General features: G+C 71.2%; 25 protein-coding genes and 1 other RNA gene. 16 read left to right on the forward strand and 10 right to left on the reverse strand.

All coding sequences use genetic code 11. From position 1 onward, the window contains the following. The first annotated feature begins 67 nt into the window (after positions 1–67). Positions 68–496: a MarR family winged helix-turn-helix transcriptional regulator gene (locus tag ACO1X9_RS05475; protein ID WP_486349818.1), complete on the forward strand. Its 429-nt coding sequence runs from the start codon at positions 68–70 to the stop codon at positions 494–496. A gap of 16 nt (positions 497–512) precedes the next feature. Here the strand turns inward: ACO1X9_RS05475 and ACO1X9_RS05480 are convergent, their stop codons facing one another. The 3 genes from ACO1X9_RS05480 to ACO1X9_RS05490 are packed head-to-tail and all read right to left on the reverse strand — an operon-like array spanning position 513 to position 3,221. Continuing rightward, a complete protein-coding gene (locus ACO1X9_RS05480; protein ID WP_486349819.1) occupies positions 513–1,472 on the reverse strand; it encodes a VOC family protein in 960 nt (319 codons plus the stop codon). Continuing rightward, positions 1,469–2,530, reverse strand: a complete 1,062-nt coding sequence (locus tag ACO1X9_RS05485) for a 4-oxalomesaconate tautomerase (RefSeq protein WP_486349820.1) — start codon at positions 2,528–2,530, stop codon at positions 1,469–1,471. The genes ACO1X9_RS05480 and ACO1X9_RS05485 overlap by 4 nt, the downstream gene beginning before the upstream one ends. Positions 2,531–2,534: 4 nt before the next feature. Next, complete coding sequence (locus ACO1X9_RS05490; protein ID WP_486349821.1) at positions 2,535–3,221, reverse strand: 4-carboxy-4-hydroxy-2-oxoadipate aldolase/oxaloacetate decarboxylase; 687 nt, start codon at positions 3,219–3,221, stop codon at positions 2,535–2,537. Between the two features lie 128 nt (positions 3,222–3,349). Between ACO1X9_RS05490 and ligM the strand changes: the two genes are divergently transcribed. From ligM to ACO1X9_RS05505, 3 genes are all read left to right on the forward strand, one after another. Then, entirely contained in the window at positions 3,350–4,759 is a 1,410-nt protein-coding gene (ligM, locus tag ACO1X9_RS05495; protein ID WP_486349822.1) for a vanillate/3-O-methylgallate O-demethylase, read from the forward strand. Positions 4,760–4,890: 131 nt separating this feature from the next. Next, a complete protein-coding gene (locus ACO1X9_RS05500; protein ID WP_486349823.1) occupies positions 4,891–5,658 on the forward strand; it encodes an NAD(P)-dependent oxidoreductase in 768 nt (255 codons plus the stop codon). Positions 5,659–5,667: 9 nt separating this feature from the next. Next, positions 5,668–6,300, forward strand: a complete 633-nt coding sequence (locus ACO1X9_RS05505) for a GntR family transcriptional regulator (protein WP_486349824.1) — start codon at positions 5,668–5,670, stop codon at positions 6,298–6,300. 3 nt (positions 6,301–6,303) lie between these two features. On the opposite strand, the gene ACO1X9_RS05510 is transcribed toward ACO1X9_RS05505, so the two are convergent. Then, positions 6,304–7,542, reverse strand: coding sequence for a D-arabinono-1,4-lactone oxidase (locus ACO1X9_RS05510; RefSeq protein ID WP_486349825.1), 1,239 nt, complete (start codon positions 7,540–7,542; stop codon positions 6,304–6,306). Next, positions 7,539–8,237: a lysophospholipid acyltransferase family protein gene (locus ACO1X9_RS05515; protein WP_486349826.1), complete on the reverse strand. Its 699-nt coding sequence runs from the start codon at positions 8,235–8,237 to the stop codon at positions 7,539–7,541. Before ACO1X9_RS05515 ends, ACO1X9_RS05510 begins: the two co-directional genes overlap by 4 nt. Positions 8,238–8,387: 150 nt before the next feature. Here ACO1X9_RS05515 and ACO1X9_RS05520 point away from each other — a divergent pair, with 150 nt between their 5' ends. Continuing rightward, positions 8,388–9,665, forward strand: a complete 1,278-nt coding sequence (locus ACO1X9_RS05520) for a malic enzyme-like NAD(P)-binding protein (RefSeq protein ID WP_486349827.1) — start codon at positions 8,388–8,390, stop codon at positions 9,663–9,665. On the opposite strand, the gene ACO1X9_RS05525 is transcribed toward ACO1X9_RS05520, so the two are convergent. Beyond that, the gene (locus ACO1X9_RS05525) at positions 9,662–10,693 is read right to left on the reverse strand and encodes a Gfo/Idh/MocA family protein (protein ID WP_486349828.1); all 1,032 of its coding nucleotides are present in this window, start codon (positions 10,691–10,693) and stop codon (positions 9,662–9,664) included. The genes ACO1X9_RS05520 and ACO1X9_RS05525 overlap by 4 nt on opposite strands. 5 nt (positions 10,694–10,698) lie before the next feature. Continuing rightward, the gene (locus ACO1X9_RS05530) at positions 10,699–11,715 is read right to left on the reverse strand and encodes a Gfo/Idh/MocA family protein (protein ID WP_486349829.1); all 1,017 of its coding nucleotides are present in this window, start codon (positions 11,713–11,715) and stop codon (positions 10,699–10,701) included. 76 nt (positions 11,716–11,791) lie between these two features. On the opposite strand from ACO1X9_RS05530, the gene ligD reads away from it, so the two are divergent. Beyond that, positions 11,792–12,763 carry a non-homologous end-joining DNA ligase gene (gene ligD, locus ACO1X9_RS05535; RefSeq protein WP_486349830.1) on the forward strand — a complete coding sequence of 324 codons (972 nt, stop codon included), beginning with the start codon at positions 11,792–11,794 and terminating at the stop codon, positions 12,761–12,763. Positions 12,764–12,830: 67 nt separating this feature from the next. Beyond that, positions 12,831–13,790, forward strand: coding sequence for a DMT family transporter (locus ACO1X9_RS05540; protein ID WP_486349831.1), 960 nt, complete (start codon positions 12,831–12,833; stop codon positions 13,788–13,790). Here ACO1X9_RS05540 and ACO1X9_RS05545 read toward each other — a convergent pair. Continuing rightward, positions 13,741–14,640: a LysR family transcriptional regulator gene (locus tag ACO1X9_RS05545; RefSeq protein WP_486349832.1), complete on the reverse strand. Its 900-nt coding sequence runs from the start codon at positions 14,638–14,640 to the stop codon at positions 13,741–13,743. The genes ACO1X9_RS05540 and ACO1X9_RS05545 overlap by 50 nt on opposite strands. An 82-nt stretch (positions 14,641–14,722) precedes the next feature. Between ACO1X9_RS05545 and ACO1X9_RS05550 the strand changes: the two genes are divergently transcribed. Beyond that, positions 14,723–16,033, forward strand: coding sequence for an aspartate aminotransferase family protein (locus ACO1X9_RS05550; protein WP_486349833.1), 1,311 nt, complete (start codon positions 14,723–14,725; stop codon positions 16,031–16,033). 11 nt (positions 16,034–16,044) lie between these two features. On the opposite strand, the gene ACO1X9_RS05555 is transcribed toward ACO1X9_RS05550, so the two are convergent. Beyond that, positions 16,045–17,019: a squalene cyclase gene (locus tag ACO1X9_RS05555; protein ID WP_486349834.1), complete on the reverse strand. Its 975-nt coding sequence runs from the start codon at positions 17,017–17,019 to the stop codon at positions 16,045–16,047. A gap of 139 nt (positions 17,020–17,158) precedes the next feature. Between ACO1X9_RS05555 and ACO1X9_RS05560 the strand changes: the two genes are divergently transcribed. The 8 genes from ACO1X9_RS05560 to ACO1X9_RS05595 all read left to right on the forward strand — a co-directional run bounded on the left by ACO1X9_RS05560 (position 17,159) and on the right by ACO1X9_RS05595 (position 24,740). Then, positions 17,159–17,842: a response regulator transcription factor gene (locus tag ACO1X9_RS05560; RefSeq protein ID WP_486349835.1), complete on the forward strand. Its 684-nt coding sequence runs from the start codon at positions 17,159–17,161 to the stop codon at positions 17,840–17,842. After that, complete coding sequence (locus ACO1X9_RS05565; RefSeq protein WP_486349836.1) at positions 17,835–19,160, forward strand: sensor histidine kinase; 1,326 nt, start codon at positions 17,835–17,837, stop codon at positions 19,158–19,160. The genes ACO1X9_RS05560 and ACO1X9_RS05565 overlap by 8 nt, the downstream gene beginning before the upstream one ends. Positions 19,161–19,243: 83 nt before the next feature. Beyond that, entirely contained in the window at positions 19,244–19,744 is a 501-nt protein-coding gene (locus tag ACO1X9_RS05570) for a PepSY domain-containing protein (RefSeq protein WP_486349837.1), read from the forward strand. A gap of 153 nt (positions 19,745–19,897) precedes the next feature. After that, entirely contained in the window at positions 19,898–20,932 is a 1,035-nt protein-coding gene (locus tag ACO1X9_RS05575) for an ABC transporter substrate-binding protein (RefSeq protein WP_486349838.1), read from the forward strand. Continuing rightward, entirely contained in the window at positions 20,929–21,972 is a 1,044-nt protein-coding gene (locus tag ACO1X9_RS05580; RefSeq protein ID WP_486349839.1) for a FecCD family ABC transporter permease, read from the forward strand. Before ACO1X9_RS05575 ends, ACO1X9_RS05580 begins: the two co-directional genes overlap by 4 nt. Then, a complete protein-coding gene (locus tag ACO1X9_RS05585; RefSeq protein WP_486349840.1) occupies positions 21,969–23,009 on the forward strand; it encodes a FecCD family ABC transporter permease in 1,041 nt (346 codons plus the stop codon). Before ACO1X9_RS05580 ends, ACO1X9_RS05585 begins: the two co-directional genes overlap by 4 nt. Continuing rightward, complete coding sequence (locus ACO1X9_RS05590; protein ID WP_486349841.1) at positions 23,006–23,806, forward strand: ABC transporter ATP-binding protein; 801 nt, start codon at positions 23,006–23,008, stop codon at positions 23,804–23,806. The genes ACO1X9_RS05585 and ACO1X9_RS05590 overlap by 4 nt, the downstream gene beginning before the upstream one ends. Beyond that, positions 23,796–24,740 (forward strand): siderophore-interacting protein, encoded by a 945-nt coding sequence (locus tag ACO1X9_RS05595; RefSeq protein WP_486349842.1) that lies wholly within the window; start codon positions 23,796–23,798, stop codon positions 24,738–24,740. Before ACO1X9_RS05590 ends, ACO1X9_RS05595 begins: the two co-directional genes overlap by 11 nt. A gap of 47 nt (positions 24,741–24,787) precedes the next feature. On the opposite strand, the gene ssrA is transcribed toward ACO1X9_RS05595, so the two are convergent. Beyond that, positions 24,788–25,157: a transfer-messenger RNA gene (gene ssrA / locus ACO1X9_RS05600) on the reverse strand. Positions 25,158–25,241: the final 84 nt, after the last annotated feature.

Genomic DNA, 25,241 nt, shown 5'->3' on the forward strand with positions numbered 1-25,241 from the left:
AACAATCCTCGAGGTCGAGAGAGCCGACGAGGAGGCGCGACACCCGACGGAACGGATTGGTAGAGGCGTGCAGATCGACAGCGACCGCGGACTCATTTACCTCGTGAAGCAGGTCGAGCTCGGCGTGCGGCGCCCCTTCCTCGAGCGCGTCGAGGAGCACGGCCTCAACTACGCGCAGTACACCGCGCTCACCGTCCTGCACCGCCTGCCCGGCATCACGTCGTCGGAGCTCGCCCGCCGATCCTTCGTGCGCGCCCAGACGATGGCCGAAGTCGTCGCGGCCCTCGTCGAGATGGGATTCGCCCGACGCGAGGCCGACCCCAGCCACGGGCGGCAGATCCTGCTCTACATCACGCCCGCAGGCGAGGAGAAGATCCTCGACGTCGCACCGCACGTGCGCGACGTCGAGGATCGGATGCTGTCCGGGATGACGCCCGAGCAGGTGGAGCAGTTCGCCGCGCTCCTGCGTCTGGCGCGCAACGCCCTCCGCGACTGAGGACGCGCGGCCCCGCTCAGTCCTGGCCGGGCAGCCGCGGGGTGCCGTGCGTGTGGAACGTCTCGATGGTCTTCATGCCCCAGGCCTGACCCTTCTTGCGCTCCTCCTCGGTCCACTCGATCGTCTTCCAGTCGGGCGCGAGCATGAGGCGGGCGCCGGCGTTGGCGAATTCGAGGCGGTTGCCGCCGGGCTCCCAGACGTAGAGGAAGAACGTCTGCTGGATGGCGTGCTTGTGCGGGCCGGACTCGATGTGGATGCCGTTCTCGAGGAAGATGTCGGCGGCTTTGAGGATGTCCTCGCGCGTGTCGGGGGCGAAGGCGATGTGGTGGAGGCGCCCGGTCGATCCGGTGTGGTCGGACGAGTAGACGATGTCGTACGACTTGTTGCCCATGTGGAACCACTGGGCGCCGATCTTGCCGGAGTCGAGGCGGATGAGCTCGGTGCACTCGAGGCCGAGCACCTCCGACATGAATTCGCCGTTCTCTTCGACGCTCGCGCCGAGGTAGTTGACGTGGTCGAGGCGCCGGGCGTTGACGCCGCGGCCCGGGAAGCGCGACGCCTGATTCTTGAGGGCGGGCTTGTCGTCGGTGGCTTCGTACCAGGTGGTGTCCCAGTAGATGCTCATCGGATGACCGTCGGGGTCGGTGAAGGTGTAGCTGCGTCCGACGCCCTCTTCGCCGTCGACCCACCCGGTGCCACGCCCGGAGGCTTCGACGGAGGCGACGACGCGGTCGAGTGCTTCGGGCGAGGCGGCACGCATCGAGACGTTGCCGACGCCGGACTGGTCGGCGCCGGTGAGTTTGAGCGTCCAGCGCTCGTAGGTGTCCCACGTGCGCAGGTACACGGAGTCGCCGGACCGGCCGACTTCGCGCATCGCGAGCAGCTCGGTGAAGAACCAGTACGACTCGTCGAACTTGTTGGTGAAGAGCTCGAGCCCTCCGAGGTGGGCGATGTCGCGCGGGCCGGGGGTGGTCATGGGTTCTCCTTGGGATAGACGGTGCCGTCGAACAGTTTGCGAGCGGTGCGGATCGAGGTCGAGGTGCCTTTCCACGTGCCGGCGACGTCGTAGACGCGCACCTTCGCGTCGAACGTCCCGCCGGGGTGCTCGAGCCGGGTGAGGTCGTCGTCCCCCTGGGCCGCGAGGTCGGCGGCGACGGTGCCCGGGATGCGGGCGGCGGCGGCGATGGAGGCGGCCATGAGCACACCGATCGAGGTGTGCACTCTCCGCGGGATGAAGCCGCGCGTGGTGAGGTCGCCGCCGCGACGGGGGGCGGAGAGCAGGAACATCTTCGGCACCGTCTGCTCGGCGACATCCCCGAGGCCCATGAGGGGTCCGGCGAGCAGTCGCACCTTCTCGATGTCGGCGGCGAGGGCGGTGTTCTCTTCGAGCTGCTCGGGGCTCTCGTCGCCGGCGAGGCCGAACTCGGCGGCGTCGAGCAGCACGACGGGCATCCCGTTGTCGACGAGGGTCGCGCGGTGGCCGCCGACGTCGTCGACGAGGGCGCCCGTCGGGAAGAGCTCCTTCGCGGTGGCCTCGTCGCCCATCTCGATCTCGATGGCCGCCGCGGTGCCGGGCACGCCGTCGATCTCGGTGTCGCCCGAGTACTGCGGCCTCCCGCCCGGGGTGGGGAAGGTCTCGAGGGCGAGGTCGCCCGTGTTGAGCAGGCGGATGCGCGCGGTCGTCGTGTCGCCGCCCGCCGGGAGGAGCCCCCGCTCGACGGCGAACGGTCCGACGGCGGCGAGCATGTTGCCGCAGGTCTGGGTGGTCGAGACGGTCGCGGTGTCGACGCCGACCTGGAGGAAGAGGTAGTCGAGGTCGACCCCGTCTTCGGCGGACGGCGAGACGATCGCGACCTTGCTGCGCAGTGGATGTCCTCCCCCGACACCGTCGATCTGCGTCGGGTCGGGGCTTCCCATGACGCCGAGCAGGATCCGATCCCGCTCGGCGATGTCGTCGGGCAGGTCGGACGCGAGGAAGAACGCCCCCTTCGACGTGCCGCCCCGCATGAGCATGCAGCGGATGCCGGTGTCCACGGTCTCAGTCCGCGTAGGGCTCGTAGGTGACGCCGAGGTCGGCGAGGACGCCGCGGAGCTTGTTCTGGTCCATGCTGACGGCGCCCTCGAGGTACGCGGCACGCGCGGCGGCCTCCTTGTCGGTGCGCGCCTGCGACGCGTCGATCGCGCGCGCGACGTCGAGCCGCGGCACGACCATGACGCCGTCGTCGTCGGCGATGACCGCGTCCCCCGGGTTCACGACGACGCCCCCGACGACGATGGGCACGTTCACGGCGCCCGGCGTCGCTTTGACGGTGCCCTGCGCGTTGACGGCAGCCGACCAGACGTGGAAGCCCATCGCGCGGAGGTCGACGGCATCCCGCACTCCACCCGTGGTGACGAGCCCGCGCACGCCGCGTCGCTGCAGCTGGGTGGCGAACAGTTCGCCGAACGAGCCGTCGAGCGAGGGCGAGTTGGTGGTGACGACGAGGATGTCGCCCGCCTGGCACTGCTCGATGGCGGCGTGGATCATGAGGTTGTCGCCGGGCCAGGACAGTACCGTGACGGCGGAGCCGGCGATGCGTGCACCCTGCTGGAGGGGCTGGAGCGAGGTGCCGACGAGTCCTGTGCGTCCGTAGGCCTCGTGCACCGTCGCGACCCCGTACTCCGCGAGCCGGTCGAGGTCGGCGACCGGGGTGCGCGGGGGGTCGGTGACGATGACGTTCCTCATGCCCGCGATTGTAGACAATTCTGGCTGCAATCCAAGGGTCGGGATCCCACCCAGTGGACATCCTGTACAACTACCTATGTCGGTAGGTAGTCTGTCCTCCAACGCGACGACGACGTCAGGAGAACGCGATGAACGCCCCTCAGAACCTCCAGCAGAAGATCGACGCGGCGGGTAACCCCGTCGACATGCTGCGCAACAACAAGCTCGGTGCCTACATCTACCCCGTGGTGCCCGCCGAGTTCACGAACTGGCGACGCGAGCAGCGCGCCTGGCGTGAGACGGCCGTGCTGTTCGACCAGTCGCACCACATGGACAACCTCTTCCTCAAGGGTCCCGGTGCGATCAAGCTCCTCAGCGACACGATGATCAACTCGCCGGAGAACTTCCCGGTCAACACGGCCAAGCAGCTCGTGCCCGTCGCCTCCAACGGCGGCGTCATCGGCGACGGCATCCTGTTCCGCGAATCCGACGACGAGTACACGTACGTCGGCCGCGCCCCGGTGTCGAACTGGCTGCTCTACCAGGCCGAGAAGGGCGGGTACGACGTCGAGATCGAGGTCGACCGCCGCTCCAACTCGCGGCCCTACGGCAACGCCGTGAGCCGCAAGCTCTGGCGCCTGCAGATCCAGGGTCCCGCCGCCTGGGACATCATCGAGAAGGTCAACGGCGGCCCCGTCGACAAGGTGAAGTTCTTCCACCTCGGGCACATGAACGTCGCCGGGCTCCAGATCCGCACGCTGCGCCACGGCATGGCCGGCGCGCCGGGCCTCGAGATCTACGGCCCGTACGCCGACGCCGAGAAGATCCGCACGACGATCCTCGAGGCGGGGGCGGAGTTCGGTCTCGAGCCGGTCGGCTCGCGCGCCTACTCGTCGAACACGCTCGAGTCGGGCTGGATCCCCTCGCCGCTCCCCGCGGTCTACTCCTCCGAGGAGGAGCGCGGATTCCGCGAGTGGACGGGCGTCGGCGAGTACGAGTCGATGAACGCCCTCGCCGGATCGTTCTACTCGGAGAACATCGAGGACTACTACACGACCCCGTGGGAGCTCGGCTACGGCTCGTTCGTGAAGTTCGACCACGACTTCATCGGTCGCGACGCGCTCGAGAAGATCGACCCGACGACGCAGCGCAAGAAGGTCACCCTCGCGTGGAACAGCGACGACGTGCGGGACAAGATCTTCGGCTCGTACTTCACGCCCGACGAGTCGGACGGTGCCATGTTCTTCGACCTGCCGAACGCGAACTACGGCTCGTCGAACTTCGACGCGATCGTGGATGCCGACGGCACGAACGTGGGCGTCTCGATGTTCACCGGCTACTCGGCGAACGAGCGTCGGGCGCTGTCGCTCGCGACCGTCGCGCCCGACGTCGAGGTCGGCACCGAGCTCACGCTCCTCTGGGGCGAGAACCCGAACTCGGAGAAGACGACCGTGCAGCCGCACCGGCAGGTCGAGATCCGCGTCGTCGTGTCGCCCGTCCCCTACGCGGAGACCGCGCGCACCGAGTACCAGGGCGGCTGGCGCACCGCCGCGAAGTAACCCGCTTCGCCCAGCGCGCGACGTGCCCATATTCGGGCACGTCGCGCGCTTCGTTCTGCAGAAACTGGCACGTCGGCGACCCGGACCCGAGAACGTCTACGAGATTGTCGACAATCGCGTAGCATCCCCGCATGAGGATCGCGGTGCTGGGGCTCGGCGAAGCCGGGGCGATCTACGCCCGGGGGCTCGCGGAGCGCGGTGCCGACGTCGTCGGGTTCGATCCCGTCGTCGACGAGGTGCCGGGCGTCGCCCGCGGCGGCAGCATCGACGACACCGTCGACGGGGCGGCGCTCGTGCTCAGCCTGGTCGGCGCACGCGCGGCCGACGAGGTGCTCGCCGCGGCACTGCCCGGGATGTCCGCCACCTCCGCCTTCGCCGACTTCAACACCGGAGCGCCCGCCCAGAAACGCGGGCTCGCCGAGCGCGCGGGAGCGGCCGGCGTCCCTTTTGCGGATGTCGCCGTCATGGCCCCGGTACCGCGAGCCGGCATCGCCACCGAGCTGCTCGCGAGCGGCGACGGTGCTCCGGCGGCGGCGGCGGCGCTCGCCGGGCTCGGGCTGCCCATCCGGGTCGTGGGGTCGGCATCGGGTGACGCCGCCGCGCTCAAGCTCGTGCGCAGTGTCTTCATGAAGGGGCTCGCCGGCCTCGTCTTCGAGAGTCTCGACGCGGCGGAGCGGGTCGGTGCGACCGCGGAGATGCGCGCACAGCTCGCGGCCGAGCTCGGACCCGACGGCGACGCCCTCGTTCAGCGACTGCTCGACGGCACGCGTCTGCACGCCGGACGCCGCGAGCACGAGATGCTCGACACCCGCGCGTTCCTCCAGGAGATCGGCACGCCGCCGCGGATGACCGACGGCACGATCGCGTGGCTGCGCGCGTTGCAGGGCGAGGATTCCTAGGATGGCGGCGTGACCTCGACGGCGACGCGCACCGACCTGACGAGAGTGCTGCGCGACGCGATCGTCTCCGGAGAGTACGCGCCGAACCAGCGCCTCATCGAGGCCGACCTCTCCGCGACCTACAACGCGAGCCGCGCGGCCGTGCGCACGGCGCTCCTCGAGCTCGGCGCGGAGGGACTCGTCGACCGCCTGCCCAACCGCGGATCACGTGTGCGCGCCATCCCTCTCGCGGAGGCGATCGAGATCCTCGAGGTGCGCATGAACCTCGAAGGGCTGTGCGCCGCGAAAGCCGCCGAGAACATCACCGAGAGCGAGATCGCCGAGTTCCGGAAGCTGCGCAGCGACATCCTCACGGCCTCCGAGTCGGACCTCTTCGAGTACTCGCGCCTCAACCAGCAGCTCGACCGCCGCATCCGCGAGCTCGCGCAGCACCCGACGGCGGTCGCGATCCTGGAACGTCTGCGCGCCCAGGGTGTGCGTCACCAGTTCCGGCTCGCGTTCTACCCCGGCCGCGCCGCCGTGTCGGCCCCGGAGCACGCGGCGATCATCGACGCGATCATCGCTCGCGATGCCGCCCGCGCCGAGGCGGAGACTCGGGCACATCTGCAGAGTGTCGTCGACGCCCTCCGGATGATCGGCTGAGCCTCAGCGCAGCCCGAGACGGCGCAGGTGGTCGTTCGCGAACCGTCCCTCGGGGTCGAGTCGCTCGAACACCGCGCGCGCATCCCCGAGCCGCGGGACGCGAGCCCGGACGTCGTCGGCTCCGATCGTGTGCCACTTGCCCCAGTGCGGGCGCGCCTCGAACGGGGCGAGAACCGCCTCGATCCTCGGCAGCAGCGCCCGCACCTCCGCGGGACGCTTGCGCCAGGTGAAGTGGATCGCGAGCGTGTCGCGCTCGAATGCGCCGCTCAGCCACAGGTCGTCGGCGGAGGCCGTGCGCAGCTCGCTCACGACGAGGTGCGGGGTGATCTCGGCGGCGAGGGCGCGCACGGCGGTGAGCGCCGGCACGGCATCGGAGCGGGCGACGAAGTATTCGGACTGGATCTCGTCGCCGAAGCTCGGGGTCGAGTCGAGCCGGAAGTGCGGCAGCTGCTCGCACCACGCACCCGGCACGCCGTTCTGGGGCGTGAGGTTCTCGGTCGACCCGGCGAGCGGTACGACGGGGGTCGTGAGCTGCTCGAACCCGTCGAGCGGCTGCCGCTGCGGGTCGATCATCGACTTACGCCAGACGTCCCCGGCGACGTCGCCCTCCCACGTCGTGAAGACGCTCACGCTGTAGGCCGAGCCGGTGACCGCCGCCGGATCGGCGAGCAGCTCGTCCCACGTGAGTCCCTGCGCGACCGTCTGCCGCACGAGGTAGCTCGGCTCGATCGCGAGGGTGATGCGCGTGACGATCCCGAACGCGCCGAGTCCGACGACGAGCGCCGGGAAGTCGGCATCCCCCCGCTCGACGCGTGCGAGTTCGCCTGACGCGTCGACGTACTCGAGCGCACGCACCGCCGTCGCGAGGCCGCCGTTGCGGTCACCCGAGCCGTGCGTGCCGGTCGCCGTCGCACCCCCGATCGAGATGTGCGGCAGCGAGCCCAGGTTGTGCAACGCCCAGCCGCGTTCCTCGAGCCACAGGGCGAGCACGCCGTACCGTGTGCCGGCTCCGACGGTCACCTCGCGACGGGCTTCGTCGAGCACGGGATCGGCCGGGATGCCGGTGACGGTCACGAGGGTGCCCGTCGTATCGGCGAGGTCGTGGAACGAGTGCCGGGTGCCGAGCGCCCGCACCGGTCCGCCCGCGCGCACGACGTGCCGCACGGCATCCACGGTGTCCGCCTCGACCAGGGCGGGGGCGGTGAAGACGTGGGTGCCCGACCAGGTGGCCCCCGCGCTCACGGCGCGTCGACCGTCGGACGCGCGGGACGGCGCGCGTTCGAGGCGTACACGTCGACGTACTCCTGGCCGCTGAGCTTGCGGATCTCGTGCATGATCTCGTCGGTGATCGAGCGCAGCACGAAGCGGTCCTCGACCAGCCCGGCGTAGCGCGAGAAGTCGAGCGGCTCGCCGAACGTCACGATGATGCGCACCCCGAACCTCGGGAACTTCGAGCCCCGCGGCATGATCGCGCGGCTTCCCGAGATCGAGGTGGGGATGACGGGCACGGGGTTGTCGAGCAGCAGTCGGGCGATGCCGGTGCGGCCCCGGTGCAGGCGGCCATCGGGGCTACGGGTGCCCTCGGGGTAGATACCGAGCAGCCGGCCCTCACGCAGCACATCGACTCCGCCGCCGAGCGCCGACACCGACGCCGAGCCGCCGCCGCGATCGATCTCGAGCTGCTTCATCGCGCCCATGAAGCTGCGCCGAACCCACGCCCCGAAGCCTTTGCCGGCGAACCACTGCTCCTTCACGAGGAACGACACGTGGCGTCGGAGCGCGCCGGGCACGAACGCCGAATCGAGGATGGCGAGGTGGTTGCTCGCGATGATCGCGGCACCGTGCTTCGGGATGTTGTGGTGCCCGTGCACCTCGTAGCGGAAGAGCACCCTGAGGAGGGGAACCACGAGGAGGTTCTTCGCGAGCCAGTAACGCACGACGACCTGCCTACCACGTTCACGCTAGGCTGAGCGACGCACGCCGTGATCCGGCCCTTCTTCTCTCCGTCGCCTCGTCATTCGAGTGCCCCACCCGGTGCTCGACCCGCCACCCGATGCGCGCCCCTCTCCTGCAGGATGCTGCCCACGATGACGCCCGACGATCTGACCACCGCTGCGCTCGAGTACCACGAGTTCCCCCGCCCCGGAAAACTGAGCGTCGAGCTCACCAAGAAGACTGAGGATGCGCGCGACCTCGCGCTCGCCTACTCCCCCGGCGTCGCCGCGCCGGTGCGCGCGATCGCCGCGGATCCGGCCGACGCCTACCGCTTCACCGGCAAGGGCAACCTCGTCGCGGTGATCAGCAACGGCACCGCGATCCTGGGACTCGGAGACCTCGGCGGCCTCGCCTCGAAGCCCGTGATGGAGGGCAAAGGCGTGCTGTTCCGCCATTTCGCCGGCATCGACGTGTTCGACATCGAGGTCGACACGCGCGACGTCGACCGGTTCGTCGACGTCGTCGCCGCGATCGCCCCGACCTTCGGCGGCATCAACCTCGAAGACATCGCGGCCCCGCAGTGCTTCGAGATCGAGCGGCAGCTGATCGAGCGCTGCGATATCCCGGTCTTCCACGACGACCAGCACGGCACCGCGGTCATCGCGGCCGCGGCGCTGCTGAACGCGCTCGAGATCCAGGAGAAGTCGTTCGGCGACGTGCGGATCGTGTGCGCGGGAGCGGGAGCCGCGGGCATCGCCACGTTCCGCCTGCTGCACGCCCTCGGCGCGCCGGCGGCCAACCTCGTGCTCGTCGACTCGACCGGCGTCGTGCACACGGGCCGCACCGACCTCAACGGGTACAAGCGCGAGTTCGTGCGCGAGACCGCGGCCCGCACCCTCGCCGACGCGCTCGACGGCGCCGACGTCTTCCTCGGCGTCTCCGGTCCGGGCGTGCTGACGCCCGAGATGCTGCTGTCGATGGCCGACCGGCCGATCGTGTTCGCGATGGCGAACCCCGACCCGGAGATCCTCCCCGAGGTCGCGAAGGCGACGCGCTCCGACGTCATCGTCGCGACCGGCCGCAGCGACTACCCGAACCAGGTCAACAACGTGCTCGGCTTCCCGTTCATCTTCCGCGGTGCGCTCGACGTGCGCGCGTCGGTGATCAACGAGGCGATGAAAATCGCGGCCGTGCACGCCCTGCGCGACCTCGCCCGCGAACCCGTTCCGGCATCCGTCGAGGCGGCCTACGACGGCACCCATTTCGAGTTCGGCACGGAGTACATCATCCCGAAGCCCCTCGACCCGCGACTGCTCGGCGCGGTGTCGTCGGCCGTCGCCCGCGCCGCGATCGACTCGGGTGTCGCGACCAGGCCGTATCCGGCGAACTACCCGCTCGGCTCGCTCGACGACGTCGCGTACGGGGTCTAGCCGAGCACGGGTGCCACGGCGCGCTCCTCGACGGAGCGGTACGCGGCGAGGATGATGCCGAGCACCTGGATGCCTTCCTCCTCGGTGTGGATCGGGCGCGCCCCCGTGCGGAGGCACTCGGCGAAGTGCCCGACCTCGGCGGCGAACTCGTGCACGGCCTCGAAGTCGAAGGTCGAGGTTTGGCGCTCGCCGCGGATCCTCACGGTGAGCGAGGTGCCGTCGCTCGTGAGCGACCCCTTCTCACCGACGACCGAGAACCGCTCGGTGCCCGGCGCGGGCTGGTAGGCCCAGCTCGTCGTCAGGCTGCCCAGCACGCCGTTGTCGAAGCGCACGAGCACCTGCGCGGAGTCCTCGCCCTCCATGAACGCGAGGCGGTGCCGGCTGAGCATCGCGGAGACCTCGACCGGGGCGCCGCCCGCGAGGTGCAGCAAGAGGTAGGTCGGGTGATAGCCCGTGTCGATGAGCTCGCCGCCGCCGCTCGTCGCGGCGTGCGCGCGCCACCCCATGTTCTCGGGGTTGAAGTCGTTGTAGAACGAGTCGGTCGTGCGCACCTCGTAGATCTGGCCGAGCACGCCGCTGTCGATCGTCGCGCGGGCCGCGGCGACCGCCGGCAGGAAGAGCTGGTTGTGGGCGCACATCACGGTGACGCCGTGGGCGCGCACAGCGGCGCGGATGTCGGCGGCCTCCGCCTGCGTGAGGCACAGCGGCTTCTCGCACAGCACGTGCTTGCCGGCCTCGGCCGCGGCGACGATCGCGTCGCGGTGCAGGTGGTGCGGCAGGCAGATGTCGACGGCGTCGAGGTGCGCGTCGGCGAGCATGTCGGTGTACGACGCGTAGATCGCGGCCTCGGTGCCCGCGGCGCGACGCTCGGCGTTCTCGGCGACCGGGTCGGCCACCGCGGCGAAGGTGACGGTGTCGGGGTTGCGCAGGAAGCCGGCGACGTGGGCTCCGGCGATGCCGCCGGCGCCGATGAGGCCGATGCGGACGCGGTCGAGGGTGGGCGCGGCGGTGTTCACGGGATGCTCCAAGAGGGTCAGGCGGTGGCGGCGGAGTTCGCGCGCTCGACGACTCGGGTGAGTTCGATCGCGGCGGCGGAGTTGGCGGGGGTCGCGGCGCCCGTGGGCATCGCGGCGACCCAGGTGTCGAACGGGCTCGGCTGGGCGGCGTCGAGGGGCACCTCGGTCCAGTCGTCGCCGAGGGCGCCGCCCTTGCCGATCAGCGCCTCACGGCCGAAGCCGTAGAGCAGGCTGCCCGCGGTGCCGCGCACCTCGACGGCGAAGGCGCCGGGCGTCGTCACGAAGCTCGCCTCGGCCACCCCGATCGCGCCGCTCGCGTACGACATCGTCACGACCGCGTTGTCCTCGACCGCGTGATCGGTCATCCGCGTGTAGGCGGCCCGCACGTCGTCGGGTCGGGCGCCGAGCAGGTCCTGCACGAGGTAGACGGGATGGCAGCCGAGGTCGGCTAGCGCGCCGCCCAGGGCCGCCGCGGGGTCGGCGAAACGCTCGGGGAGCCACCCGCCGACCCAGCCGTCGTGGGCCATCCGCACGCGCGCGTAGGTGAGGTCGCCGAGGGCCCCGTCGGCGACGAGGCGCCTGATGGTCACGGCGACGGGTTCGGCGAGCCGTGGCAGCGAGACGACGAGGGCGCGCTCGAGCCGTGCCGCGAGTTCGACGAGCTCTTCGGCGTCCGCGGTCGACCCCGCGAGCAGCTTCTCGGTGAAGACGTGCCTCCCGGCCTCGAGCGCGGCCCGGATCACCTCGGGGTGCTCGGACGTCGCGGTCGTCACGGTGACGCCGTCGACGTCGGACCGCGCGAGCAGCTCGTCGAGGTCGGCGACGAACTCGACCCCGAGCCGCGCCGCTCCCTCGCGACCTCGGTCGGCATCCGGCTCCCACGCCGCCACGAGGCGCGTTCCCGGATGCTCGGTGGCGAGCCGCGCGTAGTCGTCGGCGTGCACGTGCCAGAAGCCGAGGACGGCGATCCCGAGGGGTGCGGGGTCGGCGGACGTGTCGGTGGGCCACTCCGATGTGGCATCGTTCCCAGTCATCCCGTCGAGCCTACCCACTGCTCCCCCGCGACCGCACCCTCTCGCCCGCACACGTTCGGCGGAGCAGGATGGGCGGATGGCGAAGGCGACGTCCCCCGCGGTCGAGCTCGAGGTCGGCGAGCACACGGTACGCATCAGCAACCCCGACCGCGTGTACTTCCCGGCGCGCGGCGAGACGAAGCTCGACCTCGTCGAGTACTACCTCTCGGTCGGTGACGGCATCGTGAACGCCCTGCGCGAGCGGCCGACGATGCTGCATCGGTTCCCGGAGGGCGTCACGGGCGAGAACGTGCACCAGAAGCGCATCCCGCACGGCGCCCCGCCGTGGATGGAGACCGTGCGCGTGTTCTTCCCGCGCTACTCCCGCACGGCCGACGAGGTGTGTGTGACGCAGCTCGCGCAGGTGATCTGGGCGGTGCAGATGTCGACCGTCGAGTTCCACCCGTGGAACAGCCGACGAGCGGATGTCGAGAAGCCCGACGAGTGGCGCATCGACCTCGACCCCGGCGACGCGTGCACGTTCGACACCGTGCAGCGCGTCGCCCACGTCGCCCACGAGGTGCTGGATGAGCTGGGCGCGACGGGCTTCCCGAAGACGTCGGGCGGCAAGGGGCTGCACGTCTACGTGCGGGTGAAGCCCGACCACGGCTTCGACGACGTGCGTCGCGCGGCCCTCGCCTTCGCACGCGAGGTGGAGCGCCGGGCGCCCGGCGACGTGACGACGACGTGGTGGCGCAAAGACCGCGATCCGGCCGCCGTCTTCGTCGACTACAACCAGAACGCGCGCGACCACACGATCGCCGCCGCGTACTCGGTGCGCGGGAACCCCGAGGCGACCGTGTCGACGCCGATCCGCTGGGACGAGATCGACGACGTCTCGCCGCGTGACTTCACCATCGCGACGGTGCCCGCGCGCTACGCGGAACTGGGCGACTTGCACGCCGGCATCGACGACGCGGTGTTCGACCTCGCGCCGCTGCTCGGGTGGGCGGACCGCGACGAGCGCGACGGCGCCGACGCCCCCGTCGATCCCGACGAGCACGACTGACGGTTTCGCGTCGCGACGCGGCGAGAAGTCGACGGCGGATGTCGGCGGTCAGGAGCAGAATGGGCCGGTGACGCGACGCGGCCTGATCCTGTTCGTCGCGCTGGGAATCGCGTGGGGCATCCCGTATCTGTTCATCAAGATCGCGGTGGACGAGCTCGAGCCGGCGATGGTCGTGCTGGCCCGTGCCGGGCTCGCCGCGGTGCTGCTGCTGCCCCTCGCCCTGTTCCGGCGCGAGATCCTGCCCGTGCTGCGTCGGTGGAAGCCGATGCTCGCGTACACGATCGTCGAGATCGTCGTGCCGTGGTTCTTCCTCAACTCGGCCGAGCAGCGGCTGCCCTCGTCGACGGCGGGCCTGCTCATCTCGGCGGTGCCGCTCGCGGGTGTCGGGGTCGCGATCCTGCTCGGGCGTGCGGTGAAGTTCGCCTGGTACAACTGGGTCGGCATCGCGGTCGGGATGGCCGGGGTCGCCGCGCTCGTCGGTCTCGACGTCGCCGGGTCCGACCTCATCGCGGTCGCCCAGGTGGCGGTGGTCGTCGTCGGCTACGCGCTCGGACCGGCGATCCTCGCCAAGTGGGTGCCCGAGCTGCCCGGCATCGGCGTGGTCGCCGTCTCGCTCGGGGCGGCGGCGGTCGTCTACATCCCGGTCGTCGCGTTCACGGGAGGATTCCCGACCGCCTGGCCCAGCACCGAGGTGATCGTCGCGATCGTCGTGCTCGCGGTCGTCTGCTCGGCGCTCGCCTTCGTGCTCATGATCGCGCTCGTCGGTGAGATCGGCCCCGTGCGGATGTCGGCGATCACCTACGTGAATCCTGCGGTGGCGATCCTCGCCGGTGCGATCTTCCTGCACGAGCCGGTGACAGCCGGCACGATCGTCGGCTTCGTGCTCGTGCTCTCGGGGTCGTACCTCGTCACGCGGCATCGACGCGACCCCGTCGCCCCCGCGGGACCGGAGGAGGCCGCCGCGGACCTCGAGGCGGTCAGTCTTCCCGCGACGCCGCCCACCGCAGAGCCTCCACCACGGCGCTGACCGCACGGCGCCGGCTCGATCCCGTGCGCATCGCCACGACGATCCGCCGGTCGGCGAGCTCGGCGACCGGCCGAGCGACGACTCCCGCCGCACCCGCGACGGCGAGCGCGGGGAGCACGCCCACCGAGCCCGTGCTCGCGACATGGGTGAGCAGCACGCCGTAACTCGAGAACCTGCCGGCGACCCGCGGCTCGAACCCGGCGAGCCGACAGGCCCGGGGCACGAGCTCGCCGAGGTAGGTGCCCGCGTGGTCGAGCGCCCAGCGCTCGGCGGCGAGGTCCGTGAGCGAGACCCGGGCGGCGGATGACAGCGGGTGCCCGTCGGGAAGCACCGCGAGCAGCGGGTCGGTCGCGAGCGGGAGGACGGAGATGGTCGGGGCGAGCAGGGTGCCGTCGCCCTCGTCGACCGTGACGACGACGTCGAGGCGACCCTGCAGCAGCGCCGTCGTCGCCTCGCGCGGCTCGATCTCGACCAGCTCGACCTCGAGGCGCGGACTCCCGAGCGCGAGCCGGCGCACGTGAGGGATCAGGAGCGACGAGAGGGAGCTCGCGAAGCCGCCGACCCGCACCCGCCCTGCGGGCCCCGTCGCCAGGTCGGATACTTCGGCATCGACCGCGTCGGCATGATCGAGCAGACTCCGCGCGCGGTCGGCGAGCAGCTCGCCCGCCGCGGTGAGCGTCATCCGGCGCCCGACGCGTTCGAACAGCACGGCCCCCGTCTCGGTCTCGAGGAGGGCGAGTTGCTGCGACACCGCGGAGGCGCTCAGGACGAGTTCGGCCGCGGTCGCCCGCACGGTCCCCACTCGGGCGAAGACGTCGAGGAGGCGCAGCCGCCCGAGGTTGAGCACCACGCGCCTCCTGTTCGCGATCTCCGCACAGCGTAGCCGGATTATCGCGATGGACGCGCACAGCGTCTCCTCCTACCGTCGAGGCATGACCGACGACTTCTGGGCCGACACCGACGCCCACGTGCTGCGCTACGGCGCCACCTTCGTGCCCGAGATCCTCGAGCGCGCCGAAGGCAGCTTCGTGTACACCGAGAGCGGGAAGAAGATCCTCGACTTCACGTCGGGCCAGATGAGCTCGATCCTCGGGCACTCCCACCCCGACATCGTCGCGACCGTGCAACGGCAGGTCGCCCGGCTCGATCACCTCTACAGCGGGATGCTCTCCCGACCCGTCGTCGACCTCTCCCGCCGACTCGCGGCGTCACTCCCCGATCCGCTCGAGAAGGTGCTGCTGCTCACGACCGGCGCCGAGTCGAACGAGGCCGCCATCCGCCTCGCGAAGCTCGTGACCGGCAGGCACGAGATCGTGTCGTTCGCGCGGTCGTGGCACGGGATGACGCACGCGGCCGCCGCGGCGACCTACGTCGCGGGGCGCAAGGGCTACGGCCCCACCGCGCCGGGCAACCTCGTGATCCCGACACCCGACTCCTATCGTCCCGACTTCGTCGACGCCGACGGCCGCTTCGACTGGAGGAAACAGCTCGACGTCGCGTTCGCCCTCGTCGACGCGCAGTCGACCGGCTCGCTCGCGGCCTGCCTCGTCGAGCCGATCCTCAGCTCGGGGGGCATCATCGAGCCGCCCCTCGGCTACCTCGCCGCACTCAAGCAGAAGTGCGAGGAGCGCGGCATGCTGCTCATCCTCGACGAGGCGCAGACCGGCCTGTGCCGCACCGGTCAGTGGTATGCGTTCGAGCGCGACGGCATCGTGCCCGACATCCTCACCCTCTCGAAGACCCTCGGCGCGGGGCTCCCGCTCGCGGCCGTCGTGACGTCGGCGGCGATCGAGCAGGAGGCGTACGACCTCGGCTTCCTGTTCTTCACGACGCACGTCTCCGATCCGCTCGTCGCCGCCGTCGGCAACACCGTGCTGGATGTGCTCGAGCGCGACTCCCTCGACGTGCGGGCCGCCGAGCTCGGCGCCGTCCTCCGCCGCGGCCTGCTCGAGTTGCAGGACCGGCATCCCGTGGTCGGCGATGTGCGCGGCCGCGGGCTGCTGCAGGGCATCGAGCTCGTGCTCGACCGGGAGACGAAGCAGAGCTCCGACGAACTGGGGCACGCGATCACACGGCGCTGCCTCGAACTCGGCCTGCACATGAACATCGTGCAGCTCCCCGGATCGGGCGGCACCTTCCGCATCGCGCCCGCGCTCACGAGCACCGAGGAGGAGCTCGCCCTCGGCGTGGAGATCCTCGATCAGGCGATCACCGAGGCCACGGCGTCGCTGCGGGCGGCCTAGCCCGGCTCGGGTCAGCCCCGCGCGGCATCCCACCACTCGAGCACGCGGGTCGCGTAGAAGGTGACCCACGGCGACGGCTCGCCCTCGGGCACGTCGACCTCGAAGTGCATGCGCCCGGGATACCGGTTGTCTTGCAGGAACCGGCCGTCGGGCTGGCGCTTGCTGCGCAGGATCTCGACCGCCTCCTCGAGGCGCGGGTCGGGCGCCGTGCCGTCGTGCAGCGCCGCGCGCCGGAAGTGGTCGGTCGCCCGCAGCACGTTGTGGTGGTGCCGGAACGGATAGGCCGCCGCGCGCACACCCTTCACGAGCTCGTCGCCGCTCGTGAGCTTGCGCAGCAGGTGCCGTTCGAGCAGGTACTCCTCACCCGTGCGGCGTGCCTCGCGCACGCTCGTGTCGCCCGTGCGGCGCTCGTAGTCGAGCAGGCCGCGCACCGCGTTGAGGGTGGAATGCGCCGACGAGCGGGTCGAGCCCGACCCCTCCTCGGCCTCGCAGTTCCAGCCACCCTCCTCCTGCCGGTGTTCGACGAACCACTGCGCGAGCGTCGACATGTCGACCCCGAGCCAGGCGCCGTTGCCGAGCGTGAAGGCGTTGATGCAGACATCCACCTCACCGCCCCAGTAGGGCAGGTCGTCGTATTCCCACGTCGAGTTCGCGGCCAGTCTCTCGGCGGTGTCGCCCATCGCGTCGGCGGGCATCCCCCACTCGCGCAGCGAGTTGAGGCTCCACGTCGTCGCCGTCCACGGCTGCCCCGGCTCGTCTTTCTCGGGGCTGTCGAAGAACCCCGCCGGGAAGTAGGCGCCGCCCTCCCACTGCCCGTCGTCGCCCTGCAGCGCGAGCAGCCGCGCCCCGAATCCCTCGGCCGCGACCCGTTCGCGCGTCGCCTGCCACACTTCGGGCGGCGCGCCCGCGAGATCGCGCTCGACCTGCCAGCGCAGCGCGGGGTCGGAGTCGAGCAGCCAGTCGAGAACCTGCGGATCGGTCGCCATGCCCGCACGATACCCATCCCCTCCGACGCTGTTTGCCCGATTCGGGTTCCGGTGTGCCCGACGCGCACAGCACGAATCGGGCAGATAAGCGCCGCACTTCTTCAGCGCCGCTTCAGCGCGCATCCAGGAGACTGGGCGGATGCGCGTGCTCGTGGTCGACGACGAGGAACGTCTCGCCGCCGCCCTCCGCCGCGGGCTCGAGGCCGAGGGCATCGCGGTCGACGTCGCGCACACCGGCACCGACGGGTTGTGGCTCGCCCGCGAGAACGACTACGACGTGCTCGTGCTCGACATCATGATGCCCGGGATGTCGGGCTACGCCGTCTGCCGCACGCTGCGCGACGAGGGCGACACGACGCCGATCCTCATGCTCACGGCGAAGGACGGCGACTGGGACCAGATCGAGGCGCTCGACACGGGCGCCGACGACTACCTCACGAAACCGTTCTCCTATCCCCTGCTGCTCGCGCGGCTGCGCGCGCTCGTGCGTCGAGGCGAGGCGTCTCGCGAGCGACCGGTCGTGCTCGAGGCCGGCGACCTGCGGGTCGACCCCGCCTCCCGCCGGGTCACCCGCGGCGACACCGACATCCCGCTGACCGCCCGCGAGTTCGCCGTGCTCGAGTACCTCGCGCGCCGCAAGGGCGAGGCGGTGCCGAAGTCCGACATCCTCGGCAACGTCTGGGACTTCGACTTCGACGGCGACCCGAACATCGTCGAGGTGTACATCCGCCACCTGCGCAACAAGGTCGACCGTCCGTTCGGACGCGCCGCGATCGAGACACTGCGCGGCGCCGGTTACCGGTTGGATGCCGCGGGTGGCTGAGCGGGGACGGCGGGGCCTCAGCGTGCGGCTGCGCACGACGGTCGCCGCGACGCTCGTGATCGCGCTCGCCCTCGCGATCGGCTCGGTGCTGCTCGTGCGGCTCATGGAGGACGCGCTCGTCGCGGGTGTCGCCGAGACCGCCGAACGGGATGCCGAGGCCACGGCGTCGCTGCTCGAGGCGTCGGGAGCGACCCGACTGCCTGAGATCGACGACGCGCTGCAGCAGCTCTACGTCGACGACACCCTCGTCGCGACCTCGGACGACGCCGACCGCCTCACCCTCCCGCACGTCGTCCGGCCGACGCGCGCGCTCATCGACGGCGCCGAGCACGTACTCGTCACGCGCGCGACGACGATCGCCGGCGACGACTACGACCTGCGGCTCGCCCTCCCCCTCGACGACGCGCTCCGTGCCTCGGCGACGGTGTCCGGCATCCTGCTCGCGGCGGTGCCCGTGCTGCTCGTGGTCGTCGCGCTGCTCACCTGGCTGGTCGTCGGTCGAGCGCTGCGGCCCGTGGACACGATCCGTCGCGAGGTCGACGCGATCGGTCCCGCCGAACTCGATCGCCGCGTGGCCGAGCCGCCGACCGACGACGAGGTCGGGCAACTCGCGCGCACGATGAACAGGATGCTCGCGCGGCTCGACGGGGCGGCGCGAGCTCAGCGCCGGGTCGTCACCGACGCCTCGCACGAGCTGCGGTCTCCCCTCGCCTCGATCCGCCAGCACGCCGAGGTCGCGCGCGCGCATCCCGACCGTCTCGGCGACGGTGAGCTCGCCGACGTCGTGCTCGCCGAGGGTGCGCGCCTGCAGGACCTGGTCGAGCAGTTGCTGTTGCTCACGCGACTCGACGAGGGCGCGCTCGCACTCGCCCGCCGCCCCGTCGACCTCGACGACCTCGTGCTGGCCGACGCCCGACGCCTCCGGGACGCGGGAGCCGTCACGGTCGACACCTCGGGCGTGACGGCCGCGCGCTACGAGGGTGACGAGCGGATGCTGGCGCGCCTCACCCGCAACCTCGCCGACAACGCGGCGCGGCACGCGACCTCGCGCGTCGCCTTCGCCGTACGGGCGCACGGGGGCCGCGTCGAGCTGACCGTCGACGACGACGGTGCGGGCATCCCCGCCGAGGAACGTGAGCGGGTGTTCGAGCGGTTCGTGCGACTCGACGAGGGGCGGGCGCGGGATGCCGGCGGCAGCGGTCTCGGGCTCGCGATCGTCGCCGAGATCGCCCGCGCCCACGGCGGGTCGGTGCACGTCGCGGAGTCGCCCCTCGGCGGCGCCCGCTTCGTCGTCGACCTGCCCTCGGTGGTCGGGTAGCGCCGCAGGCGTGTGTCGAGACCTGAACGCGTCTTCAGAATGCTTCAGGCCCGCTTCAGCACCCGCCCACGACAGTAGGACCCATGAGCGACACCACTCCCCTCGAGCCCACCCCGACCACTCCCGACACCCCGCGCCGTCGTGGCGTGCTGCGGCCGATCCTGATCGGCGTCGGCTCCGGCGCCGCGATCCTCGCGCTCGGCATCGGCGGCTTCGCGATCGCCGACGAGTTGAACGACGACGACCGCGTCGTGATCACGTCGGGGTCGACCACGATCCCGCTCGGCGATGACGACGACTCGGCGAGCCCGCGCCCGTCGTCATCCGACGACTCGGCCGGCCCCAGCCCCGCGTCGTCCGACGATCACGGCGACCGCAACGTGAGCGAGGAGGACTACGCGCGCGTGAGCGCCGCGGCCCTCGACGCGGTCGGCGGCGGCACCGTCACCGAGCTGAAGCGCGACGACGACGCGGGTGTCGCCTGGGAGGTCGAGATCCGGCTCGACAACGGCGACGACGCGGAGGTCGAACTCGCCGACGACCTCTCGGTCGTGCGCATCGACCTCGATCGTCACGACGACTGATCCCGCGCTGTCGCCCGCTTCCGGGCACACCGAAGAGGCCGCTCGTCTGAGCGGCCTCTTCGCGTCGCCGATTGGACAAGCGCGCCGGGGTGCGACATAAGCTTAGGCTCACCTAAGCACGCTCGTGCACAGCATCCCGGAAGGAACCCGTCCTTGAGACTCCTGCGTCCGCTCAGCCTCGCCGTCGCGGCGACCGTCGTCGTGACCCTCGCCGCCTGCTCCACGGGAGCCCCCGGTGCGGGAGGCGACGTCGAGGTCCCGCCCGCCGAAGACGGAGCGTTCCCGGTCACGATCGAGCACGCGTACGGCGAGACGACGATCACCGAGCAGCCTCTGCGCATCGCGAGCGTCGCCTGGGCGAACCACGAGGTGCCCCTCGCCCTCGGCATCGTGCCGGTCATCCAGGAGGAGGTCACCTGGGGCGACGACGACGGCGACGGCATCCTGCCGTGGGTCGAGGAGAAGCTCGACGAGCTCGGCGCCGACGCCCCGCTGCTCTACGACCCCACCGACGGCATCGACTTCGAGGCCATCAACGACGCGGCGCCCGACATCATCCTCGCGTCCTACTCCGGCCTGACCGAAGAGGAGTACGACACCCTCTCGAAGATCGCGCCCACGATCGCGTTCCCCGAGGTCGCGTGGGCCACCCCGATCGAGGACGTCATCACGATGAACGCGACCGCGATCGGTTTCCCCGCGGCGGGTGCCGCGCTCGTCGACCAGGCGCACGCCGACATCGACGCAGCACTCGAGGCGACGCCCGCGCTCGACGGGGCCACGATCCTCTTCTCCTACATCGATCCGGCCGACTTCAGCCAGATCGGCTTCTACACGACGCACGACACGCGCCCGGGCTTCATCGCGAGCATCGGGCTGCCCATGCCGACCGTCGTCGAGGAGGAATCCGCGGTCACCGACGCGTTCTACGTGACCGTGAGCGCCGAGGAGGCCGACCGCTTCGCCGACGTCGACGTGTTCGTCACCTACGGCGACGACGCAGAGGCCTTCATCGCGCAGCTGCAGGCCGACCCGCTGCTCTCCCAGATCCCCGCGATCGCCGAGGGCCGCGTCGTCGTCCTGCCGAACTCGACCCCGCTCGCCGCGTCGGCGAACCCGTCGGCGCTCTCCATCGGCTGGGGCATCGGCGACTACCTCGCCCTGCTCGGGGCTCCGCTGGCCGGGTGACGATCCCCGTCCGCGCCGTGACAGCACCGGATGCCGCCCTGCGGCGTCCGGTGCTCGTCCGCGTGGCCTGGCTTCTCGCCGGGTCCGGTGTTCTGGCGCTGCTCGTGGTGGCATCCGTCGCCTTCGGCAACCGCGTGGTCTCGTTCGACGAGGTGGTCGCCGGGCTGCTCGGCGGCACCGACGGCGTCGGCGAGGCGGCCGTCGTCGCGCGCCTGCCCCGCACGGTGCTCGCGATCCTGGTCGGCGCCGCGCTCGCACTGGCGGGCACGGCGTTCCAGGCGGTGACCCGCAATCCGCTCGCCGACCCCGGCATCCTCGGCGTCACGAGCGGGGCCTCGCTCGCGGTCGTCGTCGGCATCGCGTTCCTCGGGGTCACCGATCCGTACGCCACGATCGCCCTCGCGACCGTCGGTGCGGCGGGTGCCTCGGTGTTCGTCTACGCGATCGGCTCGCTCGGCCGTGGCGGTGCGACCCCGCTCAAGCTCGCGCTCGCCGGCGCGGCCACGACGGCGGCGCTCATGTCGCTCGTGAGCGCCATCCTGTTGCCCCGCGTCGACCTCCTCGCGACGTTCCGGTTCTGGCAGATCGGCGGGGTCGGCGGCGCCGTCTGGGAGCGCATCGGCATCGTCGCGCCGGTGCTCGCCGTCGGCGCGATCATCGTGCTCGCCACGGCGCGCGGGATGAACTCGCTCGCGCTCGGCGACGACCTCGCGGCCGGGCTCGGCGAGAACGTCGGTCGCACGCGGATCGTCGCGGCGCTCGGCGCCGTCGTGCTCTGCGGTGCGGCGACGGCGATCGCCGGCCCCATCGGATTCGTGGGGCTCGTCGTCCCCCACCTCTGCCGGCTGCTCGTCGGCACCGACCACCGCTGGCTGCTGCCGTTCTCGGCGCTCACCGGGGCGGGCCTGCTCGTGGCCGCCGACACGATCGGCCGCGTCGTCGCGCGTCCCTCCGAGATCGAGGTCGGCATCGTGACGGCCCTCGTCGGCGCCCCGTTCTTCATCGCGATCGTGCGCCGGCAGAAGGTGCGCGAACTGTGAGCGCCCTCGGCACGACGGTCGACACCGTGCTCACCGGACGCCGTCGGCGTGTCCGCACCCGCACCGTCGTCATCGCCGCGCTCGCAGTCGCCCTCGCCACCGTCTTCGTCGTCTCGCTCGTCGTCGGCAACACCTTCTACGGCCTCGACCAGGTGGCCCGCGTCATCCTCGGCGAGCGCGTGCCCGGTGCCTCCTTCGCGGTCGGCGAGCTGCGGCTCCCGCGCTCCCTCACCGGCGTCTTCGCGGGCTTCGCGTTCGGACTCGCCGGCGCGGCCTTCCAGACGATGCTGCGCAACCCGCTCGCCTCCCCCGACATCATCGGCATCAGTTGGGGGGCGAGCGCGGCCGCGGTGGTCGGGATCGTGTTCCTCGGCCTCGGCGACACGGCCGTGTCGGCCTTCGCACTCGGGGGCGCCCTCGTGACGGCGCTCGCGATCTACCTGCTCGCGAACCGCCGCGGGTTCGCGGGTGCCCGCCTCATCCTCATCGGGATCGGAATCGCGGCGGTCATGCAGAGCGTCGTCTCCTACGTGCTGTCACGCGCATCCAACTGGGAGCTCCAGACGGCGATGCAGTGGCTCGCGGGCAGCCTCAACGGTGCCACCTGGGACAGCGTGCGACCGCTCGTGATCGCGAGCCTCGTGCTCATCCCGCTCGTCCTGCTGAGCGGGCGCGGGCTCGCGGCGCTGCGGCTCGGCGACGACACCGCCGCGGCGCTCGGGGTGCGGGTCACGTCGACGCGGGTGACCCTCATCGTCGCCGCCGTCGCCCTGCTCGCGTTCGCCACCGCCGCCGCCGGGCCGATCGCGTTCGTGGCCTTCATGTCCGGCCCGATCGCCGCGCGGCTCGTCGGTACCGGCGGCTCACTGCTCGTGCCCGCGGGACTCGTCGGGGCGCTGCTCGTGCTCGGCGCCGACCTCGTCGGGCAGTTCGCCTTCGGCGCGCGCTACCCGGTCGGCGTCATCACGGGCGCGCTCGGCGCCCCGTTCCTCATCTACCTGCTCGCCCGCACCGCCCGCTCCGGAGGTTCGATATGACCACGACGCACCAGCTCACCGCCGAGGCGGTGACCCTCGCCTACGGCGACCGTCTCGTGGTCGAGGAGCTCTCCCTCACCCTCGCTCCCGGCAGGATCACCGCGATCGTCGGTGCGAACGGCTGCGGCAAGTCGACCCTCCTCCGCGCCCTCGCGCGCCTCATCCGTCCGCGCGCAGGGCAGATCGTGCTCGACGGCGCCCCCGTCGCGTCGCGTCCGACGAAGGAGATCGCCCGCACCCTCGGACTCCTCCCGCAGAGTCCCGTGGCTCCGGAGGGCATCGCCGTCGCCGATCTCGTCGGCCGTGGGCGGCATCCGCACCAGAAGCTGCTCGCGCGCTGGACCGCGCACGACTACGAAGCCGTCGCGGAGGCCCTCGTGGCGACCGGCATCGCCGACCTGGCCGACCGCTCGGTCGACGAACTCAGCGGCGGGCAGCGTCAGCGTGTCTGGATCGCGATGGCGCTCGCGCAGGAGACCGACATCCTGCTGCTCGACGAGCCGACGACGTTCCTCGACGTCGCGCACCAGGTGGAGGTGCTCGACCTGCTCACCGATCTCAACCGCTCGCGCGGCACCACGATCGTCATGGTGCTGCACGACCTCAACATGGCCTCCCGGTACGCCGACGAGCTCGTCGCCGTCCGCGATGGCCACGTGCACGCCCTCGGCTCCCCCGCCGACGTCGTCACCCCCGACCTGGTGCGGGATGTCTTCGGCCTCGAGTGCTCCGTCATCCCCGACCCCCTCACGGGCAAGCCGCTCGTGCTCCCCGCAGGAAGGCATCATGTCCGCTGAGCTCCAGACCTCCTCCCCCTTCGTCGTCGCGCGTGCGCGGGTCGACGCCGTCGAACGGGTGTCGCCGACGTTCGCCCGCATCACCTTCGGCGGCGCGGCTCTCGACGACTTCGGCACCCCCGGCGCCGTGCTCGATCAGCGGATCAAGCTCATCTTTCCGGCCGCCTCGGGTCTGCCGGTCTTCCCCGAGGGCGACTGGTACGCCGCGTGGCTCGCGATCCCCGAGGAGGAGCGCGGCACGATGCGCACCTACTCGATCCGCGACATCTCGGTCGTCGACGGTCGCACGAGCGTCGTGATCGACTTCGTGCTGCACCTCGCGCCCGGGCTCACCGGACCCGCCGCCCTCTGGGCCTCGGCGGCGAAGGTCGGAGACGAGTTGCTGCTCATCGGTCCCCGCCGCGGCCGCACGGGCGGGGGCGGGATCGAGTTCGCTCCGGGCGACGCGCGGAGGGTCCTGCTCGCCGGCGACGAGACGGCGGCCCCCGCGATCGCCCGCATCCTCGAAGACGTCTCGCGCGACACCCTGGGTACGGCGTTCCTCGAGGTGCCCGCGGCGGAGGACATCCTGCCGATCGCCGCCCCACCGGGGTTCGACGTGCGCTGGCTCGTGCGCGGCGCGCAGGCGCACGGCGAGGTGCTCATCCCCGCGGTGCTCGAGCACCTCGGCGACGACGTCGCGGGCGTCGTCGGCGGCGTCGAGATCCGGGATGTCGACACCGACGACCTGCTCTGGGAGACCCCGCGGTTCTCGGGTCTCGGCGAGCCGGTGGATGCCGATGCCGCCCCGCACTCCGACCGGTACTTCTGGATCGCGGGAGAGTCGGGCGTCGTCACGACGCTGCGCCGTCACCTCGTGAAGGACCTCGGAATCGACCGCTCGCAGGTCGCGTTCATGGGCTACTGGCGCAAGGGCGTCGCGATGCGGGGTTGAGCCCCGACGGCTGCGACGAAGACCCCGACAGCGTGCGACAACGTCAATGGTGGAGATGGGGGGAATTGAACCCCCGTCCATCGCTGAGGACCTGCGCCTTCTCCGGGCGCATTCCATGAAGACGTTCTACTCGGCTCCGACCTTTGTCATGGACACCTAGGTCGACGAGCCCAGCCTCAGAAAAAGTCCCGCGAACCCCTGAGACTCAGGTTCGCAGCAAGTCCTCTAGATGACGCCAGGTTCCGGGGCGAGGACGTACCCGGACTGACGGACTCGGTCTACGCCTTAGGCGGCGAGAGCGAAGTCGGCGCGCTTAGAATTCGCACCTGTTTTTTGAGGAGATCGTTTACGAGATAACCCCTCATCCTCGGCCCGCTTCTCGCAGCTTCACAGACGATGTCGAAACCGATCATCCCCATGTCGCCTTCCCCTGGGGAAGGACCGTTGTCGCACGCTGTGGAGTTGTCAACCGCCCGGAGGCAGCCTCCCAGTGTACGTCGG

Source organism: Pseudolysinimonas sp. (assembly GCF_057350545.1).

Excerpts from the sequence above, each read along its gene's own strand:
- ACO1X9_RS05520 (WP_486349827.1), top strand. The coding sequence starts at position 8,388 with ATGACGCCCGACGATCTGACCACCGCTGCGCTCGAGTACCACGAGTTC.
- ACO1X9_RS05490 (WP_486349821.1), bottom strand. The coding sequence starts at position 3,221 with ATGAGGAACGTCATCGTCACCGACCCCCCGCGCACCCCGGTCGCCGAC.
- ligD (WP_486349830.1), top strand. The coding sequence starts at position 11,792 with ATGGCGAAGGCGACGTCCCCCGCGGTCGAGCTCGAGGTCGGCGAGCAC.
- ACO1X9_RS05500 (WP_486349823.1), top strand. The coding sequence starts at position 4,891 with ATGAGGATCGCGGTGCTGGGGCTCGGCGAAGCCGGGGCGATCTACGCC.
- ACO1X9_RS05570 (WP_486349837.1), top strand. The coding sequence starts at position 19,244 with ATGAGCGACACCACTCCCCTCGAGCCCACCCCGACCACTCCCGACACC.
- ACO1X9_RS05550 (WP_486349833.1), top strand. The coding sequence starts at position 14,723 with ATGACCGACGACTTCTGGGCCGACACCGACGCCCACGTGCTGCGCTAC.
- ACO1X9_RS05595 (WP_486349842.1), top strand. The coding sequence starts at position 23,796 with ATGTCCGCTGAGCTCCAGACCTCCTCCCCCTTCGTCGTCGCGCGTGCG.
- ACO1X9_RS05555 (WP_486349834.1), bottom strand. The coding sequence starts at position 17,019 with ATGGCGACCGATCCGCAGGTTCTCGACTGGCTGCTCGACTCCGACCCC.
- ACO1X9_RS05560 (WP_486349835.1), top strand. The coding sequence starts at position 17,159 with ATGCGCGTGCTCGTGGTCGACGACGAGGAACGTCTCGCCGCCGCCCTC.
- ACO1X9_RS05480 (WP_486349819.1), bottom strand. The coding sequence starts at position 1,472 with ATGACCACCCCCGGCCCGCGCGACATCGCCCACCTCGGAGGGCTCGAG.
- ACO1X9_RS05530 (WP_486349829.1), bottom strand. The coding sequence starts at position 11,715 with ATGACTGGGAACGATGCCACATCGGAGTGGCCCACCGACACGTCCGCC.
- ligM (WP_486349822.1), top strand. The coding sequence starts at position 3,350 with ATGAACGCCCCTCAGAACCTCCAGCAGAAGATCGACGCGGCGGGTAAC.
- ACO1X9_RS05590 (WP_486349841.1), top strand. The coding sequence starts at position 23,006 with ATGACCACGACGCACCAGCTCACCGCCGAGGCGGTGACCCTCGCCTAC.